General features: G+C 74.4%; 16 protein-coding genes and 2 pseudogenes. All 18 read left to right on the forward strand.

Annotated elements, in window-relative coordinates; genetic code table 11:
- The first annotated feature begins 129 nt into the window (after window positions 1-129).
- The 18 genes and pseudogenes from fdh (at window position 130) to ACIBPB_RS11860 (ending at window position 18,915) form a co-directional block, all read left to right on the forward strand.
- Window positions 130-3,429, forward strand: coding sequence for a formate dehydrogenase (fdh, locus tag ACIBPB_RS11775; RefSeq protein WP_396839544.1), 3,300 nt, complete (start codon window positions 130-132; stop codon window positions 3,427-3,429).
- Window positions 3,426-4,436, forward strand: a complete 1,011-nt coding sequence (locus tag ACIBPB_RS11780) for a 4Fe-4S dicluster domain-containing protein (RefSeq protein ID WP_396839546.1) — start codon at window positions 3,426-3,428, stop codon at window positions 4,434-4,436. The genes fdh and ACIBPB_RS11780 overlap by 4 nt, the downstream gene beginning before the upstream one ends.
- Window positions 4,433-5,476 (forward strand): NrfD/PsrC family molybdoenzyme membrane anchor subunit, encoded by a 1,044-nt coding sequence (nrfD, locus tag ACIBPB_RS11785; protein ID WP_396839547.1) that lies wholly within the window; start codon window positions 4,433-4,435, stop codon window positions 5,474-5,476. Before ACIBPB_RS11780 ends, nrfD begins: the two co-directional genes overlap by 4 nt.
- 88 nt (window positions 5,477-5,564) lie before the next feature.
- The gene (locus ACIBPB_RS11790) at window positions 5,565-6,005 is read left to right on the forward strand and encodes a phage holin family protein (RefSeq protein ID WP_396839548.1); all 441 of its coding nucleotides are present in this window, start codon (window positions 5,565-5,567) and stop codon (window positions 6,003-6,005) included.
- A 24-nt stretch (window positions 6,006-6,029) separates the two neighbouring features.
- Window positions 6,030-6,464 (forward strand): ChaB family protein, encoded by a 435-nt coding sequence (locus ACIBPB_RS11795; RefSeq protein WP_396839549.1) that lies wholly within the window; start codon window positions 6,030-6,032, stop codon window positions 6,462-6,464.
- 74 nt (window positions 6,465-6,538) lie between these two features.
- Window positions 6,539-6,910, forward strand: a complete 372-nt coding sequence (locus ACIBPB_RS11800) for a DUF1330 domain-containing protein (RefSeq protein WP_396839551.1) — start codon at window positions 6,539-6,541, stop codon at window positions 6,908-6,910.
- A gap of 82 nt (window positions 6,911-6,992) precedes the next feature.
- Window positions 6,993-8,237: a cation:proton antiporter gene (locus ACIBPB_RS11805; RefSeq protein WP_396839552.1), complete on the forward strand. Its 1,245-nt coding sequence runs from the start codon at window positions 6,993-6,995 to the stop codon at window positions 8,235-8,237.
- A 217-nt stretch (window positions 8,238-8,454) separates the two neighbouring features.
- A pseudogene (locus ACIBPB_RS11810) lies at window positions 8,455-9,555 on the forward strand (SigB/SigF/SigG family RNA polymerase sigma factor); the annotation flags it as partial.
- Window positions 9,556-9,715: 160 nt separating this feature from the next.
- Window positions 9,716-11,278, forward strand: coding sequence for an ANTAR domain-containing protein (locus tag ACIBPB_RS11815; protein ID WP_396839553.1), 1,563 nt, complete (start codon window positions 9,716-9,718; stop codon window positions 11,276-11,278).
- Between the two features lie 5 nt (window positions 11,279-11,283).
- Window positions 11,284-11,481 (forward strand): annotated as a pseudogene (locus ACIBPB_RS11820) (DUF1622 domain-containing protein); the annotation flags it as partial.
- Window positions 11,478-11,738: a hypothetical protein gene (locus ACIBPB_RS11825; protein WP_396839554.1), complete on the forward strand. Its 261-nt coding sequence runs from the start codon at window positions 11,478-11,480 to the stop codon at window positions 11,736-11,738. The pseudogene ACIBPB_RS11820 and the gene ACIBPB_RS11825, both read left to right, overlap by 4 nt.
- Before the next feature lie 162 nt (window positions 11,739-11,900).
- Window positions 11,901-13,574 (forward strand): cytochrome c oxidase subunit I, encoded by a 1,674-nt coding sequence (gene ctaD / locus ACIBPB_RS11830; protein ID WP_396839555.1) that lies wholly within the window; start codon window positions 11,901-11,903, stop codon window positions 13,572-13,574.
- 109 nt (window positions 13,575-13,683) lie between these two features.
- The gene (locus ACIBPB_RS11835; RefSeq protein WP_396840087.1) at window positions 13,684-14,007 is read left to right on the forward strand and encodes an NADH-quinone oxidoreductase subunit A; all 324 of its coding nucleotides are present in this window, start codon (window positions 13,684-13,686) and stop codon (window positions 14,005-14,007) included.
- A complete protein-coding gene (locus tag ACIBPB_RS11840; protein WP_396839556.1) occupies window positions 13,998-15,236 on the forward strand; it encodes a hypothetical protein in 1,239 nt (412 codons plus the stop codon). The genes ACIBPB_RS11835 and ACIBPB_RS11840 overlap by 10 nt, the downstream gene beginning before the upstream one ends.
- Window positions 15,233-16,153: an NADH-quinone oxidoreductase subunit H gene (locus ACIBPB_RS11845; RefSeq protein ID WP_396839557.1), complete on the forward strand. Its 921-nt coding sequence runs from the start codon at window positions 15,233-15,235 to the stop codon at window positions 16,151-16,153. The genes ACIBPB_RS11840 and ACIBPB_RS11845 overlap by 4 nt, the downstream gene beginning before the upstream one ends.
- A gap of 1 nt (window position 16,154) precedes the next feature.
- A complete protein-coding gene (locus ACIBPB_RS11850; protein WP_396839559.1) occupies window positions 16,155-16,694 on the forward strand; it encodes an NADH-quinone oxidoreductase subunit J in 540 nt (179 codons plus the stop codon).
- Window positions 16,695-16,702: 8 nt separating this feature from the next.
- A complete protein-coding gene (locus ACIBPB_RS11855) occupies window positions 16,703-16,996 on the forward strand; it encodes an NADH-quinone oxidoreductase subunit NuoK (protein WP_396840088.1) in 294 nt (97 codons plus the stop codon).
- Complete coding sequence (locus ACIBPB_RS11860) at window positions 16,993-18,915, forward strand: proton-conducting transporter membrane subunit (RefSeq protein ID WP_396839560.1); 1,923 nt, start codon at window positions 16,993-16,995, stop codon at window positions 18,913-18,915. Before ACIBPB_RS11855 ends, ACIBPB_RS11860 begins: the two co-directional genes overlap by 4 nt.
- The last annotated feature ends 1 nt before the right edge of the window (window position 18,916 follow it).

Consider the following 18,916-nt stretch of genomic DNA (forward strand, 5'->3'; position numbering starts at 1 on the left):
CCCGGCCCCGGACCCGATCGCCCGGCGTCACCCGGTCCTCGCCCGATCGGCGATGGTGCGACCGGATCCGGCACGTACCGGGTCGCCCTGCCGGTAGACAGGGGAGGTACGGCGACGGCAGGGGGCAGCATGGGACTTCGGGAGACGTTCCTGCCGTGGCCGGTGCTGCGGCAGGCCCTCGCGGCGGTGAGCGGCGGTGACGGGCTGGGCCGGGGCGCCGCCGCCCGGTCCCGGCAGACGGACGCGCTGACCGCCCGGACCGGCACGGCCGACCGGGTGGCGCGCAGCGTCTGCCCGTACTGCGCGGTCGGCTGCGGGCAGCTCGTGTACGTCCGGGACGAGCAGGTCGTCCAGATCGAGGGGGACCCGGCGTCGCCGGTCAGCCGTGGCCGGCTCTGCCCGAAGGGGGCGGCCACCAAGCAGCTCGTCACCAACCCGCTGCGCCAGACGAGGGTGCGGTACCGCCGGCCGCACGGCACCGAGTGGGAGGACCTCGACCTGGACACGGCGATGGACATGATCGCCGACCGGGTCATCGCGACGCGGGCGCGGACCTGGGCCGACCAGGACGAGCAGGGGCGGCGGGTACGCCGGACCATGGGCATCGCGGCACTGGGCGGCGCCACGCTGGACAACGAGGAGAACTACCTCATCAAGAAGCTCGGCACCGCGTTGGGCGCGGTGCAGATCGAGAATCAGGCCCGCATTTGACACTCCTCCACGGTTCCCGGTCTGGGAACGTCGTTCGGTCGCGGCGGCGCCACCACCTTCCAGCAGGACCTGCAGAACTCCGACTGCATCGTCCTGCAGGGATCCAACATGGCCGAGTGCCACCCGGTCGGTTTCCAGTGGGTGATGGAGGCCAAGGCGCGCGGCGCCACGCTCATCCACGTCGACCCGCGGTTGACCCGTACCGGGGCGTTGGCGGACCTGCACGTGCCGATCCGGGCCGGCACCGACATCGCGCTGCTCGGCGGCCTGATCAACTACGTGCTCAGCAACGGACTCGAGTTCCGGGAGTACGTGGTCCACTACACGAACGCGGCGACCATCATCAACGAGGACTTCCGGGACACCGAGGACCTGGACGGGCTCTTCTCGGGCTGGCGGGACGACACCGCCAGTTACTCCACCGACAGCTGGCAGTACGAGGGCGTGCGGGTGGCCAGTTCCGCCGGTAAGCGGGAGCAGGGCACCGCGAAGACCGGCGACGAGCGGGCGCACCAGCGCCACGCGACCGGCCGCGGCCACGAGCACGGCAGTCACGGCAGCGCGCTGGCGGATCTGCACAACCTGCGCCGCGATGAGACCCTGGAGCATCCGCGCTGCGTCTTCCAACTGGTGAAGCGGCACTACCGCCGCTACACGCCGGAGCTGGTGGCGAAGATCTGCGGCATCCCCGAGGAGCTGTTCCGGCAGCTGGCGGAGACCATCACCCGCAACTCCACGCGGGACCACACCACGGCCTGGGCGTACGCCGTGGGGTGGACCCAGCACACGGTGGGCGTGCAGTACATCCGCGCCGCCGCGGTGCTGCAACTGCTGCTCGGCAACATCGGTCGCCCCGGCGGCGGCATTCTCGCCCTGCGCGGCCACGCCAGCATTCAAGGCAGCACCGACATTCCCACCCTGTACAACCTGCTGCCCGGCTACCTGCCGATGCCGCACCCCGACACGCACGGCAGCCTCGACGCCTACGTCGCCGACGACTCCGCTCCCACCGGTTACTGGGGCAACATGCGCGCCTACGCCGTCAGCCTGCTCAAGGCGTACTGGGGCGACGCCGCCACCGCCGACAACGACTTCTGCGTCGACTACCTGCCCCGCATCACCGGCGACCACAGCAGCTACCAGACGGTCCAGGCGCAGCTCGACGGCACCTGCAAGGGCTACTTCCTCAACGGGCAGAACCCCGCCGTCGGCTCGGCCAACGCCCGCGCCCAACGGCTCGGTATGGCCAACCTCGACTGGCTGGTGGTCCGCGACTTCGCGTTGACCGAGAGCGCCACCTGGTGGCAGGACGGGCCGGAGATCGAGTCGGAGGAGTTGCGCACGGAAGACATCGGCACCGAGGTGTTCTTCCTGCCGGCGGCGGCGCACACCGAGAAGGACGGCAGCTTCACCAACACCCAGCGGATGCTGCAGTGGCACCACAAGGCGGTGGAGTCGCCCGGCGAGGCCCGCAGCGACCTGTGGTTCTGGTTCCACCTGGGCCGGCGCGTCCGGGCGAAACTGGCCGGCTCCACCGCCGACCGGGACCGCCCGATCCTCGACCTGACCTGGAACTACTCCACCTCCGGACCGCACGAGGAGCCCAGCGCGGAGGAGGTGCTGCAGGAGATCAACGGCCGGAAGGCGGACGGGTCCTGCCTGTCGACGTACGAGGAGCTGAAGGCCGACGGCTCAACCGCCTGCGGCTGCTGGATCTACTGCGGCTGCTACGCCGCCGGGGTCAACCAGACCGCCCGGCGTAAGCCGCACACGGAGCAGAACTGGGTGGCCGCCGAGTGGGGCTGGGCGTGGCCGGCGAACCGCCGCCTGCTCTACAACCGCGCCTCCGCCGACCCCCAGGGCCGGCCGTGGAGCGAACGCAAGGCGTATGTGTGGTGGGACGCCGACCAGGGCAGGTGGACCGGCCACGACGTGCCGGACTTCCAGCCGACGAAGGCGCCCGACCACCGGCCGCCGGAGGGCGCGCAGCGGCAGGACGCCCTGTCCGGGGTCGATCCGTTCATCATGCAGGCCGACGGGAAGGGCTGGCTGTACGTGCCCGCGGGGCTCTCCGACGGGCCGCTGCCCACCCACTACGAGCCGCAGGAGTCCCCGGTGCCGAACCTGCTCTACGGCCAGCAGCAGAACCCGGCCCGGCAGCTGAGCCGGCGCCGCGACATCGACCCGTACCAGCCCAGCTCCAGCGATGTCTTCCCGTACGTGCTGACCACCTACCGCCTCACCGAGCACCACACCGCCGGCGGGATGAGCCGGTGGCTGCCGTACCTGTCGGAACTGCAACCGGAGCTGTTCTGCGAGGTCTCCCCGGAACTGGCCGCCACGGTCGGCCTGGCGCACCTCGGCTGGGCGACCATCGTCACCGCCCGCAGCGCCGTCGAGGCGCGGGTACTGGTCACCGACCGGATGGTGCCGGTCCGGGTGCACGACCGGATCGTCCACCAGGTCGGCCTGCCGTACCACTGGGGGCGCAACGGCATCACCACCGGCGACTCCGCCAACGACCTGACCCACATGGCGCTCGACCCCGACGTGCACATCCAGGAGGTCAAGGCGCTCACCTGCGACATCCGGCCCGGCCGCCGGCCCCGTGGGCCGGACCGCCGGCGGCTGGTGGAGGAGTACCTGCGGCGGGCGGGCATCGACGCCGCGACCGGCACCGCGCACCGCAGCACGGAACGACACGGGGAGCCGAGATGAGCGACGACCTGTTCGCGGGGCGCGAGGGGCCCGCCCCGGCCTCGGGGTATCCGCAGCCGCCACCGCGGATGGGGTTCTTCACCGACACCTCGGTCTGCATCGGCTGCAAGGCCTGCGAGGTGGCTTGCAAGGAGTGGAACCTCATCCCCGACGACGGCTTTTCCCTGCTGGGCATGTCCTACGACAACACCGGGATGCTGGGCGCCGACACCTGGCGGCATGTGGCGTTCATCGAGCAGGACCGTCCGTTGGGGCGGCAGAACAACGCCGTCGCCCTGATGCCGGTCGGCCCCTCCGCGACGGAGCACAACCACGCACTCGTGGGGACCGGTCTGGGGGACCGGCACGGCGCGCGACTGGGCAGCGACACGGGGGCCACCCGGGTCGAGCCCGACCCGTCCCGGCTCCCGCCGGCGCCCGTCACGCCGGACGGGCGTACCGAGCTGCGCTGGTTGATGGCCAGCGACGTCTGCAAGCACTGCACCCACGCCGCCTGCCTGGACGTCTGCCCGACCGGTTCGCTGTTCCGCACCGAGTTCGGCACGGTGGTGGTGCAGGAGGACATCTGCAACGGCTGCGGCTACTGCGTGCCGGCCTGCCCGTACGGGGTGATCGACCAGCGTAAGGACGACGGCCGGGTGTGGAAGTGCACGCTCTGCTACGACCGGTTGACCGGCGGGCAGGAGCCGGCCTGTGCGAAGGCGTGCCCCACCGACTCGATCCAGTACGGGCCGCTCGACGAGCTGCGGGAGCGGGCCGCTCGTCGGGTGGACCAACTGCACGACGCCGGAATGCCCGAGGCGCACCTGTACGGCGCGGACCCGGACGACGGGGTGGGCGGCGCGGGGGCGTTCTTCCTGCTGCTCGACGAGCCCGAGGTGTACGGGTTCCCGCCCGACCCGGTCGTGACGACGCGGGACCTGCCGGCGATGTGGCGGCACACCGCCATCGCGGCGGTCGGCGTGGCCGCCACGGTGCTCCTCGCGTTCGCCGGAGGCCGGCGATGACCGCCGGCGAGCGCACCGGCAGCGACGTACGCCGGGACGGGCTGCACCACGTCGCCCCGGGGCGCGACGCCCTGGTCGGCTCCCGTGGCGGCCGGCGGGGCGGTCGCGGCGGTGAGGTCGTGCCGCCGGCCGATTTCCGGTCCTACTACGGGCGGGCGGTGGTCAAGCCGCCGGTCTGGAAGGCCCACAACATCGCCGGCTACTTCTTCCTCGGTGGCGTGGCCGGCGGCACCGCCCTGCTCGCCGCCGGCGCCGACCTCACCGGCCGGGCGGACATGCGCCGGGCCGCCCGGCTCATCTCGGCCGGCGCCACCGGGCTGTCCCTCGCCGTCCTGGTCGCCGACCTCGGCCGGCCGAAGCGCTTCGTGCACATGCTGCGGGTGGTCAAGCCGACCTCGCCGATGTCGATCGGCACCTGGCTGCTCAGCGGCTTCGCCCCGCTGGTGGCGGTCGCGGCGCTCGACGAGGTCTCCGGCGTGCTCCCGCGCCGCTGGGCGGAGCTGGTCGGCTACCTGGCCCGCCCGAGCGGCCTCGCGGCCGTCGCCGTCGCCCCCGCGGTGACCACCTATACCGGCACGCTGATCGCCGACACCGCCGTCCCGGTCTGGCACGATGCCCACCGGGAGCTGCCATACCTGTTCGGCGCGAGCGCGCTCGCCGCGGCCGGCGGCCTGGTTACCGCCGCCTCCCCGGCCCGGGAGTCGGCCCCGGCCCGCCTCGCCGGCGTCGCCGGTTCCCTCGCCGCGCAGGTGGTCGACCGGGCCGTGCACCGCCGGCTTGGTCTGGTCGCCGAGCCGCTTCGCCAGGGCCGACCGGGCCGGCTGCTGAAGGCTTCCCGCTGGTGCGCCCGGGCGGGAATCGCGCTGCTGGCCACCTCGGCGGTGCGGCGCAGCCGGACGCTGGACGTGGCCGGCGGGCTCGCGCTGGCCGCCGAGTCCGTGCTGACCAAGTTCGCCTTCTTCTACGCCGGCGCCGCCTCCGCGGCGGATCCGAGATACACCGTGGTGCCCCAGCGGGAGCGTGCCACCGGGACCCGGTGACGGGTGGAAAGGACCGGCGACGGTGGCGGGTGTGCCGCCGAACGACCCGGGTACGTCAGGGGTTCGCCAGGGCACAGCTGGAGGAGAGATGAGCGACGCGACCGGGCGGCAGTGGCACGGGCCGACACCCAGCGCAACGGAACGGCTGGCGCGGGACGTCGCCGACGTCGTCCGCGAGGAGGTCAGGGCCGTTCGCGGTCAGGTCACGGAGGCCGCCCGCCCGGCCGGCCTGGGCGTCGCCCTACTGGCCACCGCCGGGGGCTGCCTGGTGCTCGGCGCCGGCGCGGCGTCGACGACGGTGCTGCGCCTGCTGGAGACGTTCCTGCCCCGCCGGCTGGCCGCGGCGGGTCTCACCGCCGGCTACCTGGCCACCGCCGTCGTCCTCGGCCGGCTCGGGCTGGCACAGTTGCGCGCCGCCGGCGGCACCTCGGCCCGGCTCGCCGACGAGGTGCGGGACGTGGTCTCCGCCACCGCCGGGCGCGTCGTGCCCGCCGGCACCGACGCGGCACGCGACGAACTGAACCGGTGACCGCGACAGGAACGGGAGGACGTCATGCCGGACAAGCACGAGCAGGCCGAGGAGATGCGCGACGACGTGCCGTCGACCATCGCGCGCTCGGACGACAAGGCGGTCCGCACCTACAAGAAGACGCTGGAGTCGGCCGAGGAGAGCTACGGCGACGGGGAGCGGGCGCACCGCACGGCTTACGCGTCGCTGAAACACACCCACGAGAAGGTCGGCGACCACTGGGAGCCCAAGGAGCACAAGGGGCCCTCCGATCCCCAGGCGGCCCAGGGCACCCCGGCCTCCCGCGACCGGGACCGGCCCACCGCTCAGGGTGTGGACGCCAACGCCAGCAAGGGGCACCTCGACGAGGTCGCGCGCAAGGTCGGTGTCTCGGATCCACAGAACCTGAACAAGGACGACCTGGTCGAGGCCATCGAGAAGGCCAACGCCCGCGCCACCGCCCGGGCCCGCCGAGGCTGAGCGGCCGGATCGCCGGCCCACCGGGACGGATCCTCGCCGGTACGCTTCGGGAACAGTCGAGGCGAGGAGGTGCGATGGCGGTCGATCCGATCGGGCCCGACCTGCGGGATTTCCTGCGCGCGGATCCCGACGCCCCGGTGGTCATGCTCAACCTGCTGCGCTTCGCCGACGGCGGCCGGGAGTCGTACGCCCGCTACGCGGCGGCGCTGCACGAGACCTTCCTGCCCCGCTACGGTGGCGAGGTGCTCTACGCCGGCGACGGCCTGCCGGCGTTGGTGGCCGAGGACGGCCAGGCCTGGGACGCCGTCCTGCTGGTCCGTTACCCGACCCGTCAGGCGTTCTGTGCGATGGTGGCCGACCCGGACTACCAGCAGGTCACCGCGCTGCGGACGGTGGCGCTCCGGGAGGCCGTGCTCCAGCCCACCCGGGCCTGGCCCCGGGCCTGAGGCCGCCGGGTGCGGCGCCTGCCCGCGCCAGGTTCGGCGCGGACCGGAGCATGACCGCCCCCGCAGCGGGTAGCGCGTCGCGGTGGATCCGCTTCTGCTCAGCTATGCCCTGGTCGGGGTGCTCGCCGTCCTGCTGGCCTTCTGGTCGAGTGCCATCCGCCGCACGGTGCTGACCGAGCCTCTACTCGCCCTCTGCCTGGGGGTCCTGGCGGGTCCGGTGCTCGGCCTGATCGACGTGGCGGACCAACTGGGCGCGGAGCTGATGCGAGAGGTCGGCCGGGCGTTGCTCGCGGTCTCCCTGATGGCGGTCGCTCTCCGCTTCCCGATCGCGGACTACCGGGCCGTGCTCCGACCAGTGCTGGTGCTGCTCTCCGCCGGCATGGTGGGGATGGCCCTGGTGACCGCCGGCCTGTCCGGCCTGCTACTCGGCGTGCCGCTGGCCGTCGCAGTGCTGCTGGGCAGTTGCCTGACCCCGACCGATCCGGTCCTGGCCTCCAGCATCGTCTCCGGAGGCCCGGCTGAACGGCAGCTGCCGGCGCGGCTGCGTCAGGTGATCAGCGGCGAGTCCGGTGGCAACGACGGTCTGGCCTTCCCGCTCGTCGTTCTCGGGTTGGCCGGGGTCGGCGCCCAGCCGTGGGGTGACGAGGTGTGGTCCGCCGCGTGGGGCGTGGCCGGGGCGGTCATCACCGGTGGCGTGCTCGGTTGGCTCGCCGGACACGCGGTCCGCGCGGCCAGCCGACGGGAAACCCTCGACCAGGGCTCTTTGGTGATCTTCGCTGTTCTGCTGGGCGTCGCCGCGCTCGGCGTGGCGCGCGCGGTTGACACGGACGGCATCCTGGCCGCCTTCAGCACCGGGCTGGCCTACAACGCGGCCATCGGTGACCGGGCGCGCGTCGCCGAGCAGACGTTGGACGACTCGCTGACGCGTTACCTGGTGCTGCCGCTGTTCTTCCTGCTCGGCGTCGAACTGCCGTGGCGCGACTGGATCGACGCCGGATGGCGGCTGCCGCTCTTCGCCGTTGCGGTGCTGCTCCTGCGGCGGTTGCCCGTGGTCCTCGCCCTCAAGGTGCCGCTCGGGCTGGGCTGGCGGGACCTGCTCTTCCTCGGCTGGTTCGGTCCGATCGGGGTGTCCGCCCTGTTCTATCTGACCTTTTCGCGCGACGAGGGTGCCCGGGACCCGCTGCTGTGGACGGCGGGCAGCCTCGTCGTCGCCCTGAGCACGCTGGTGCACGGCGTGACCGCGATGCCGGGCCGGCGCTGGTACGCCACCGGCGGGCTGGCATCCGACGGCGGCCACGATCCGGCCCGTCGGGTCTCGCGTCGATAACGGCTCTCCGCCGCGGGGTTTGACCCGCCGCGTTCAGGAAAGCGATCAACCACAGCCCGCGCTTCGACGCCGCGGTGTCGACGAACGGCACCAGGACCTGCTCCACCTGACGGCTCAGCGCGCACCGCCCGGGCTCCCGCCTGCCTGCCCAGCGGCCGGTAGCGGATCCGTGCGCCGTCGCCCCTGCCCCGCCACCGTTCGGGAGGCCGTCATGACCATGTCCGCGTGCACCGCCCCGCCGGGACTCGCGTCCGCTGCCCGCGCCGAGGACCTGTTCGCCGTCCTGCACGACCCCGGCCGCCCGCCCGCCGAGCGCAGCCAGGCCCGGCACCGCCTGGTCGAGATGCATCAACCGCTCGCCGCGGCCCTCGCCCGCCGCTTCAGCCACCGCGGCGAGCCGCTCGAAGACCTGACCCAGGTGGCCTGCTACGGCCTCATCAAGGCCGTCGACGGCTACGACCCCGGGCGCGGGGTGCCGTTCGGGGGCTACGCCACTCCGACCATCCTCGGGGAGCTGAAACGACACTTCCGGGACCACGGGTGGGGGGTGCGGATGCCCCGTGGACTGCAGGAACGCTACCTGTGCGTGGCCGCCGCCCGTACCGAACTGACCTGCCGGCTGCAACGCCGGCCGGAGGTCGACGAGGTGGCGGACTACCTCGCGGTCCCGCCCGACGTGGTCGTCGAGGCGCTCGTGGCCGGCCAGGCGTACGGGAGCGTGTCACTGCACCGCCCCGGCGGAGCGGGCGAAGAGTCCGCCGTGCGGGAGGAGTTGCTGGCCGAACGGGACCTCCGGGTCGACGGGGTCGGCGACCGGCTGGACCTGCGGGCAGCGCTACGCCGGTTGCCGGAGCGGGAGCGCCGTGTGGTGATCCAGTACTTTCACGGCAACCAGACCCAGGAGCAGATCGGCGGCCTGCTGGGCGTCTCGCAGATGCAGGTGTCGCGAATCCTGCGCGGTGCGCTGGCGCTGCTGCGCCGCGACCTGTCCGCCGAGGACGAGCCCGCGCCGAACGATGTCCGCAGCGTGCCGACCGTGACGGCGCGCCGGGTGGGCGACGCCACCGTGGTGACCGTGTGCGGCGTCGTCGACGAGGAGGGCGCGGACCTCGTGCGCGAGCGGCTCACCCGGCTGACCGTGGTCGAGCGGCCGCGCGCGCTCGTGGTCGACCTGCGCCGGGTGTCCACCGGATCACCCCGCCTGGCCAGGGCGGTCGTCGACATCGGGCGGGCGTGCGCGCACGTGCGGGCCCGCCTCACCGTGGTCAACCTGCCCTCGCACGTGTTCGCGATGTTCCGGGCGGCCGGGCTGACCCGGCTGGTGACCTGCGTGCCGGCGGCCGCCCCGACGGCCGGTCGAGGTGACACCGGAGCGGGCCGCCCAGCGGCTTCCCGGCGCGCGGCGCCGCCGTGCCGGCCCGCGTGGGCGGCGATAGGGTCGGGCGAGGGTGCTGGCGGGCAGACGGCGAGGTGGGGACGTGACGCGACGGCGGCGGGCGGCGACGCCGGCCGCACCACTGGTGGGCACGGTGCAACGGCTCCGCCGCGAACTGGACGGGCTGCGGCGTGCGCAGCGCTCCCACGCGGTGGTGGAGCAGGCCACCGGCCTGCTGATCGCCCGGTTGAACTGCTCACCGGAGGAGGCCTTCGCGCAGCTCACCCGGATGTCGCAGCAGGCCAACACCCGGCTCGTGGAGGTGGCGGCCGGCCTCCTGGGCGTCGCCGCGCCGCCATCGGCGCCCACGCCCAGGCCGGAACCGTTCCGGCCGGACCGTTACCTGGAGCGTCCGCCACCCTCGGCACCGGACGGAGAGCTGACCGGACCGCCGCTGGTCGGGGCGGCCGCCGCCCGATACCACCTGGCCCGCGCCGCCATGGCGGCCGCGACCGACCCCGACGCGCTCGCCGAGGCGCTCTGTCGGGAGGGGGTCGGTCACCTGGGGGCGGCCTCGACCCTGCTCGGCGTGCTCGAACCGGACGGCGCGGTCCGGCTGGCCGGGTCGTACGGGCTGCCCCGATCCGTGGCCAGCCGGTGGCAGCGAGCGCCCGGCTCGATCAACATGGCGTTCCTGCGTGCCGCCGTGGACGGGCGGCCGTTGTGGCTGACCCGGGACGAGGCCCGCCGCCAGGGCTACGACTTCATCGGCGGCGCCGCCGTACGGGCCTGCCTGCCGCTGCGCCGGTCCGGCCACACGTTCGGGGTGGCCGCGATCAGCTGGAGCGAGCATCGCGAGCTCGACGTCGCGACCCGGGGGTACGTGGCCGCGGTCGCGGAGGTGGCCGGTCGCCGCCTGTCCGCGCTGTCGCCGGCACCGGCGGTGCACTGGGTGGAGACCGTACTCGACGCGCTCCCCGGTCCGGTCGCGCTCTGGTGCCCGGTGCGGGACCGGGGCGGTGAGATCGTCGACTGGCGCTTCGACCGGTGCGGTCCCGAGGCGACAGACGCGGTGGGGCGGCACGCCGCGGCGCTGACCGGGCGGCATCTGCTCGACGTGCACCCGTCAGCGGCCGACGACGGCATCGTGGCCGGTTGCGCCCGGGCCCTGCGCGACGGGCTCCCGTTCCGGTGGGGTCCGGGACCGGTGTGGCAGGCCGCCGATCCCCGCCCGATCCCGGTGCTGTTCAGCCTCCGCGCCGTCCCGTTCGGCGACGGGCTGCTGGCCAGTTGGGGCTACCACGACGAGCAGCGCCGGACGGCCGACCGGGTGGCCCGGCTGGAACGCGCCGGCGACGTGGGCTGGACCGAGTGGGACTTCGCCACCGGCCGGATCGAGTGGTCGCCGCGGGCGTACCGGATTCTGGCGCGGGACCGGGCGGACGGGCCGCTGGCGCTCGGTGCCCTGCACCGCTGCGCGGCGGCGGCCGACGCGCCGGCGCTGCGGGCGGCGCTGCACGCCCTCACCGAGCGGGCGGAACCGGTCGACGTGGTGTTCACCCTGCGTCGGCACGGCCGGACGCGGCCGGTTCGTCTCGTCGCCGAACCGGTGGTGGACCGGTCCGGGCGGGTGACCGGCGTGCGGGGGGCGGTGGCCGGCCGCTGAACCAGCCTGCGCCGCGGGAGATCGCCGAGCTGGCGGCGGTGGCCGCGATCCGGACGGCGCTGAACTTCTTCCTCGCCCGGGAGATCAGCCGGGAGCGCGCGGAGCTGGCCCGGGAGGACCGGGCGCGGGACCCCGTGGACGAGGCGACGCCTCGCCCCCGCACCGGTCGGGAGCCGGCGGACCCGGTGGGGCGGTCCAGGTGAGCACGCTGGTCGGCTACGCATCCCTGGCCTGCGTCGCCGCCGGGCTGCTCGCGGGGCTGATCGCCCTCGCCACCACCCGCGACGGCCGGCTGGCGCTCCGGGTCGCGCTCGACCTGTGGCTCGCCGCCGGTCTACTTCGCCTGGCCCTGCCGCCGTCCCTGGACCAGCTGCTCAGCGCGGCCGCCATCATCGCGGTCCGCCAGCTCGTCGGCCTCGGCCTCAGCCCCGGACAGGGGACGCCGTCCACCGGAGACTGACGCCGCCCCGGGAGCGGGACCCGTCTGCCGGGCAGGTCTCGCCTGACGGATCCCGCGCGGCCGCACGGCGGTCCCGCCGGTTGAGCGGCCTACCGGGTTTGGCGGCCGCTGACAGCGGACACCGCTTCTCCCGTCGGACATTCCAGCGGCGACGGAGGGCGAATGGACCTGTGGACGGCGCCGGGGACGGTCACCCTGGTCGGGCCGGTGCGCCGGCCGCTACGCGGCTCGGCCCTGGGCCGGCTGCTGCGCACCACCGACGCCAAGCAGATCGGCATCATGTACCTGACCACGGCATTCGGCTTCTTCCTGGTCGGTGGCGTGCTGGCCCTGGTGATGCGCGCCGAGCTGGCCCGCCCGGGCATGCAGCTGCTCTCCCCGGAGCAGTACAACCAGCTCTTCACCATGCACGGCACGATCATGCTGCTGCTGTTCGCCACCCCGATCGTGTTCGCCTTCGCGAACTACCTGGTGCCACTGCAGATCGGGGCCCCGGATGTGGCCTTTCCCCGACTCAACGCCTTCGCCTACTGGCTCTATCTCTTCGGCGGCCTGCTGGTGCTGGGCGGGTTCGTCACCCCGGGCGGCGCCGCCGACTTCGGCTGGACGGCGTACCAGCCGCTCGCCGGGGCGGCGCACTCGCCGGGCGTGGGGGCGAACCTGTGGCTGGTCGGGCTGGTCGTGTCCGGTCTCGGCACGATCCTCGGCGCGGTCAACCTGATCACCACCGTGCTGACCCTGCGGGCCCCCGGCATGACCATGTTCCGGATGCCGATCCTCACCTGGAACATCCTGGTCACGGCGGTGCTGGTGATCCTGGTGTTCCCGTTGCTGGCCGCCGCGCTGCTCGCCGCGCTCGCCGACCGCGAGCTGGGGACGCACGTCTACGACCCGGCGACCGGCGGCCCGCTGCTGTGGCAGCACCTGTTCTGGTTCTTCGGGCACCCCGAGGTCTACATCGTGGCGCTGCCGTTCTTCGGCATCATCACCGAGATCGTCCCGGTCTTCTCCCGCAAGCCCGTCTTCGGGTATCGGGGCCTGGTCGGGGCCACCCTCGGAATCGCCGCCCTGTCGATGAGCGTCTGGGCGCACCACATGTTCGCCACCGGCCAGGTGCTGTTGCCGTTCTTCAGCTTCCTGAGCTACCTGATCGCGGTGCCGACCGGGATCAAGTTCTTCAACTGGATCGGCACCATGTGGCGGGGGCAGATCACCTTCGAGACGCCGATGCTCTTCGCGCTCGGCTTCCTGGTGGCCTTCCTGCTCGGTGGTCTGACCGGTGTGTTGCTGGCCAGCCCGCCGCTGGACTTCCACGTACACGACTCGTACTTCGTGGTGGCGCACTTCCACTACGTGCTCTTCGGCACGATCGTGTTCGCCGTCTTCGGCGGCATCTACTTCTGGTTCCCGAAGATGTTCGGCCGGATGCTCGACGAGCGGCTGGGCAGGCTTCACTTCTGGCTGACCATGACCGGCTTCCACGTCACCTTCCTCGTGCAGCACTGGCTCGGTGCCGAGGGCATGCCCCGCCGCTACGCCGACTATCTGCCCCAGGACGGGTTCACCACCTTGAACACCATCTCCAGCCTCGGATCGTTCCTGCTCGGCGCCTCGGTGCTGCCGTTCCTGTGGAACGTGTGGCGCTCGTACCGGTTCGGGCCGGTGGTGCACGAGGCCGACCCGTGGGGCCACGGCCTCTCCCTGGAGTGGGTGACGTCCTCGCCGCCGCCGCTGCGCAACTTCGACCGGATGCCCCGGATCCGCTCCGAGCGGCCCGCGTACGACCTGCGGCAGGAACGGGCCCGGGCGGCGCTGCCCCGGCAGCGACAGCGTTGATCGGCCGCGAAGCCCGGCAGCCGGCGAGACCGGCTGGCAGGGTGAGGACGACGAGACCGACGCGGTGAAGGGGGCGGGACAGGTGGCGGCGTACCTGCCGGTGCTCACCATGCTCGGGATGGCGGCGGCCCTGGTCGGCACGCTCTACCTCGTGCAGCTGCGCACCGCCGTGACCCCGGACGCGGCGACGGTGTCGGCGTTCCGCTCCGGGCTGCCGCCGCGCGAGCACGCCGTGTCCCGCTTCCACGCCCGCTGGTACGCGGTCAGCCTGCTCTTCCTCGCCTTCGACGTGGAGATGCTGTTCATGTACCCGTGGGCGGTGGTCGTCGCGCAGGTCGGCACGCCCGCCGTGGTGGAGATGTTCGTCTTCCTCGGCCTGCTGATGGCGGGCGTGGTCTACGCCTGGCGGGAGGGGGCGCTGCGGTGGGCCTGATCGGTAACCGCCTCGCCGCCTGGGCGGCCCGCCGGCCGCACCTGCTGCTGGCCGCGGTCCCCGGCGCCACCGCCGCCCGTCTCGCCGTGGAGGCGCGGGCCCGCCGGTACGGATGGCCGCTGGCGGCCTCCCCGGCCGACGCGGACCTGCTGGTGGTGGCGGGCGAGCCGGGCCTCGAGCTGGCGGCGGCAATCGAGCGGGTGTGGGCTCAGCTTCCCGGACCCCGCGCCCGGGTCGACGTGGTCGACCCGGCCAGCGCCGGCGACGCGCTGCGGGGGGCCGCGCACCGGCTCGGCGCGGCGGGCCGGGAGCCGGCGGACCCCGGTCCGGGCGGTGACGGCGGAGCCACGCACCGGGGCGACGACGAGGGCGGGACCCGGGGCCACGGCGGTCGCGCGCGCCATGGCGACGGGGGCGGGGCCCAGGGCCGCGGCGGTCCCGCGCACCACGACGGGGACGACGGCCAGGGCCACGAGGGTCACCACCAGCAGGGCGGCGGGCACGGCGGGATGTCCATGCCGGGCCAGTTGATGATGGCCGACCGGGCGGACGACCGGGACGGGCTGAAGCTGGACGTCCTGCACCTCGCGCTCGGCCCCGTGCTGGCGGACTGGCCGGCCGGGCTGGTGGTCGAGCTGACCCTGCAGGGCGACGTGGTGCAGCAGGCCAGCGCTCGGGTGCTTCCTCCCGCGTCCGGGGTGGCGCGCCCGTACTGGAACGCGGACGACCCCGAGGTGCGCCGGCGCCGCCGGGCCGCCGCCCACCTGGACTCGCTCGGCCGGCTGTGGGCGGTGGCCGGTTGGCCGGCAGGGGCGGCGAGCGCCCGCCGGCTGCGCGACGACCTGATCGACGGGGTGCCCGTCGCCGAGGCGTACCGGAGCTTCCGTCGCCTCGATCGGCGGGCCCGCCGCTCCCGGGCCCTGCGCTGGGCCACCGACGGGCTCGGGGCGCTGGCCCCGGCGGACGCCGACCGGGCCGGCGTCGGCGCGGCGGCGGGCGGTGACGTCACGGCGCGCTGGCGGTGCTGGCTGACCGCGACCGACCGGCTGCTGGCCGGCGCCGAGCCCGCCCGGACCGCGCCCGGGGATGGACCCGCGCGGGACGAGCCGGCCCGGCTGGCCGCCGCGACCCGCCTCATGGTCGGACTCGACCTGGCCGCCGCCCGACTGGTGCTGGCCTCCTTCGATCCGGACCCGGACGAGTTGGCGGCCCTGGGGGTGCCGAGGTGACCGCCGGTCCGTGGTGGAGCGTGCCGGTGGCCGCCGGCGTGCTGCTCTGCGTCGCGCTGGCCGCGGCGGTGCTGGCCGGCGTCCTCGACCCGGCCGGCGGCCCGGTCCCGCAGCGGGCCGGACGGCCACTGTGGGAGGCGGGCCGGCTGCTGCGGCAGCGCCGGCGGCGGATCGTGGCAGCCGATCTGCTGCTGTGGCGGCTCGGACTGGCCGGCCCGCTGGTGGTGGCCCTGCTGATGGTCGTGGTGGTTCCGCTCGGCGACCGGGTGGTGGCGGACCTGCCGGCCGGCGTCGTCTGGTTCAACGCCATGGACGTGCTGCTCTGGGCCGCGGTGTGGCTCGCCGGCTGGGGCGCGAACAGCGCCTACGGGCTGGTCGGCGGCTACCGCTTCCTCGCCCAGGCGCTCGGCTACGAGCTGCCGCTGATGTTCGCGTTGACGGCGCCGGCGGTAACGGCCGGCAGCCTGCGGGTGGCCGAGGTGGTGGCGGCGCAGCGGGAGCGGTGGTTCGTGGTGTCGATGCCGGTGGCCTTCCTGGTCTTCCTCGGCGCGGTGCTCGCCTTCAGCCTCAACGGGCCGTTCGCCTACCCGAACGGGCGGGATCTCGCGGGCGGGGTGCTGGCCGAGCCGTCCGGGGTGGACCGCCTCGTCCTGCTGGCCGGCCGGTACGCGCTGCTGGCCGCCGGCGCCGCGATGGCGGTCGCGCTCTTCCTCGGCGGCGGAGCGGGCCCGCTGCTGCCCGGCTGGCTGTGGAGCCTGGTCAAGACCCTCGCGGTGCTGGCCGCCCTGGTCGCGTTGCGGGGCCGGATCCCGGTGCTGCGCGCCGACCGGCTGATGCGGGCGGCCTGGCTGGTGGTGCTGCCCGCCACGCTGCTGCAGGTGCTCGTCGTGGCCGTGCTCGCCGTGCGGGGGGACTGAGATGACCGTCGTGGTTTTCGTCGCGCTGGCGCTGGTCGCGGTGGCCTCCGGCGGCGCCGTGTTCCGGGTGAACTCGATGGCCCGGGCGACGTTCGCGCTGGCGCTGTCGTTCGTCGCGGTCGGCGGGGAACTGCTCCTGCTCGACCTGGGCTACCTCGGTGCGGTGACCGTCCTGATGATGGTCATGGAAATGGCGATCATGGCGGTGTTCATGATCATGTTCATGATGAACCCGGCCGGGCTGATGCCGATGTCGATGCTGCACAACCGCCGGGGCGCCCGCGTGATCGCGGTGGTCACCTTCGTCGTCCTCGCCGCCGGGTCGCTGCTCGTGCCCTGGCCCACCCGTCCCGGCGGGCCATCCGCTGATCCGACCCGCACCCTGGGCGAGGCGATCATGGGGTCGAAGATGCTGGTCATGATGGCCGTGTCCGCGGTCCTCTTCGCCACCATGATCTCCGCGCTGGTGCTCGCCACCGCCCGCGGCCGCTACGACCGCCCGGAGTCGCCGGCCCGTCCCGAGGGGGAGGAGGCGTCGTGACGCTGCCGATGTTCCTGCTGCTCGCCTCCGCGCTGATCAGCGTCGGCCTCTACGGCGCGCTCAGCCAGCAGGCCGTGGTGATGGTGATGATGGGCCTCGAACTCATGATCAATGGGGTGATCGTGGCCGCCGCCGCGCTCTGGTGGTTCCTGGCCCCGCAGCAGCCCGACGGGCAGGTCCTGGTCCTGGTGGTGATCACCGCGATGACCGTGGAGATGGCCATGGGCTTCGCCGTGGTGACCCTGCTGTTCCGCAGCAGTGACGCCGACATGACCGACATGGCCGGGGAACTGCGGGGATGACCACCGCGCTCTGGGCCCTGGTCGCCCTGCCGGCCCTGGCCGGCGGGGTGCTGCTGCTGGCTGGGCGGCGGGCCGACCGGATCGCCGCCCCCACCGCGCTCGCCGTCGCCGCGCTGGCGGCGGCGCTGGCCGGCGTGGTGGCGGTGACCCGCCCGGCCGCCGACGCCCCGTTCCTGGCCGGTGCCCGCTGGGGCCTCGCCGTGGACGGGCTCGCCGCGCTCGTCGTACCGGCGGTCGCCGCGGTGGCCCTGCTCGTGCTCGCGTACGCCGCCGCCGAGATCCACCGGGACCGGTCCCGGTTCCACGGCCTGATGCTCGTCTTCCTTGCCGCCGTCCTGCTCACCGCCACGGCCACCACCCTGCCCGTGCTGCTGCTCGCCTGGGAGGTCATGGGCGCCATGTCGTACGCCCTGATCGCCTTCCACTGGCGGCGCGCCGACGCGGTGACCGCCGGTGCCACCGCGTTCCTCACCACCCGGGTCGGCGACCTCGGCCTGTACCTCGCCGCCGGAGCCGCGTTGGCCGGTGCCGGCACGCTCGACCTGGCCGGGCTCTCCGCGCTGCCGGCCGGCTGGCGGGACCTGGCCGCCGCCGGCGTGCTGGCCGCCGGCTTCGGCAAGGCAGCCCAGCTGCCGTTCTCGTTCTGGCTGTCCCGCGCGATGCTCGGCCCCAGCCCGGTCAGCGCCCTGCTGCACTCCGCCGCCATGGTGGCGATGGGCGGTTACCTGCTCATCCGGCTGCACCCGCTGCTCGCCGCCGCCGGCTGGGCGGTGGACGTGGCCGCCTGGGGCGGTGCGTCGACGGCGTTCGCCCTCGGCGCGGTCGCGCTCGCCCAGGCCGACCTCAAGCAACTCCTGGCCGCCTCCACCAGCGCCCAACTCGGGTACGTGGTGCTCGGCGCCGCGGTGGCACCGGCCGGTGCCGCCGCCCACCTGGTCGCCCACGCCGCCACGAAGGCGCTGCTCTTCCTCGCCGCCGGGGCGTGGCTGACCGCGCTGGGCACCCGCCGGCTGTCCGCGTTGCGCGGCGCCGGGCGCCGGTATCCGCTGGTCGGGCTGACCTTCGCCGCGGGCGCCGTGGCGTTGGCCGGGCTGCCCCCGCTGGCCCTGTGGAGCACCAAGGACGAGGTACTCGCCGGGGCGCGGGAGCGCTCCCTGCCGCTGTACCTCCTCGGCCTGGCCGGCGCCCTGCTCGCCGCCCTGTACGCCGGCCGCGCCCTCGCCCTGGTGCTGCGCCCCGCGCCGCCGGGCGTCGAGTCCGGATACGACACCGAGCGCCGTGGCACCCGCGAGATCGTCCTGGGGCAGCGGCTGCCGCTGGTGCCCCTGGCGGCCGGCGCGGCCATTCTCGGCGTGCTGGCCCTGCCGCCGCTGGCCGAACGGGTGGCCCAGACCGTCGGGCTGGGCCCCGCCCCACCGACGCGCCCCGCCGAGCTGGTCCTGTCCGGCCTGCTCGCCGCGACCGGGCTGGCGGTGGCCGTCGCCGCGCCCGACCGGCTGCCCGCCCCGGCCTGGGCCGTCCGCTGGCTCGGGCTGGAGTCGGCGGCCCGGCTGCTGGTGCTCCGACCGACCCTCGCGCTGGCGCGGGCGCTGGCCCGCTTCGACGACCAGCTGCTCGACCGGGCGGTGCACGCCGTGCCACGCGCCGGCGTCGCCCTCGCCGGTGGTCTCGCCCGCTTCGACGACGCCACGCTGGACCGGGGCGTGACCGGCGTGCCGACCGGTACCCGGCGGCTGGCCGCCGTCCTGGCCCGCGTCGACGACCACGGCGTGGACGGCGTGGTGCGCCGGCTCGCCGGGCTGGCCCGGCGGTTCGGCGCGCTGGCCCGGCGGCCGCAGACCGGGCTGGTGCACCAGTACTACGTCCAGCTGGTCGTCGCCCTGGGCGCCGCCGTGCTGATCCTGCTGCTGGCGAGGTGAC

The organism is Micromonospora sp. NPDC049836 (assembly GCF_044465125.1).
Taxonomy (GTDB): domain Bacteria; phylum Actinomycetota; class Actinomycetes; order Mycobacteriales; family Micromonosporaceae; genus Micromonospora.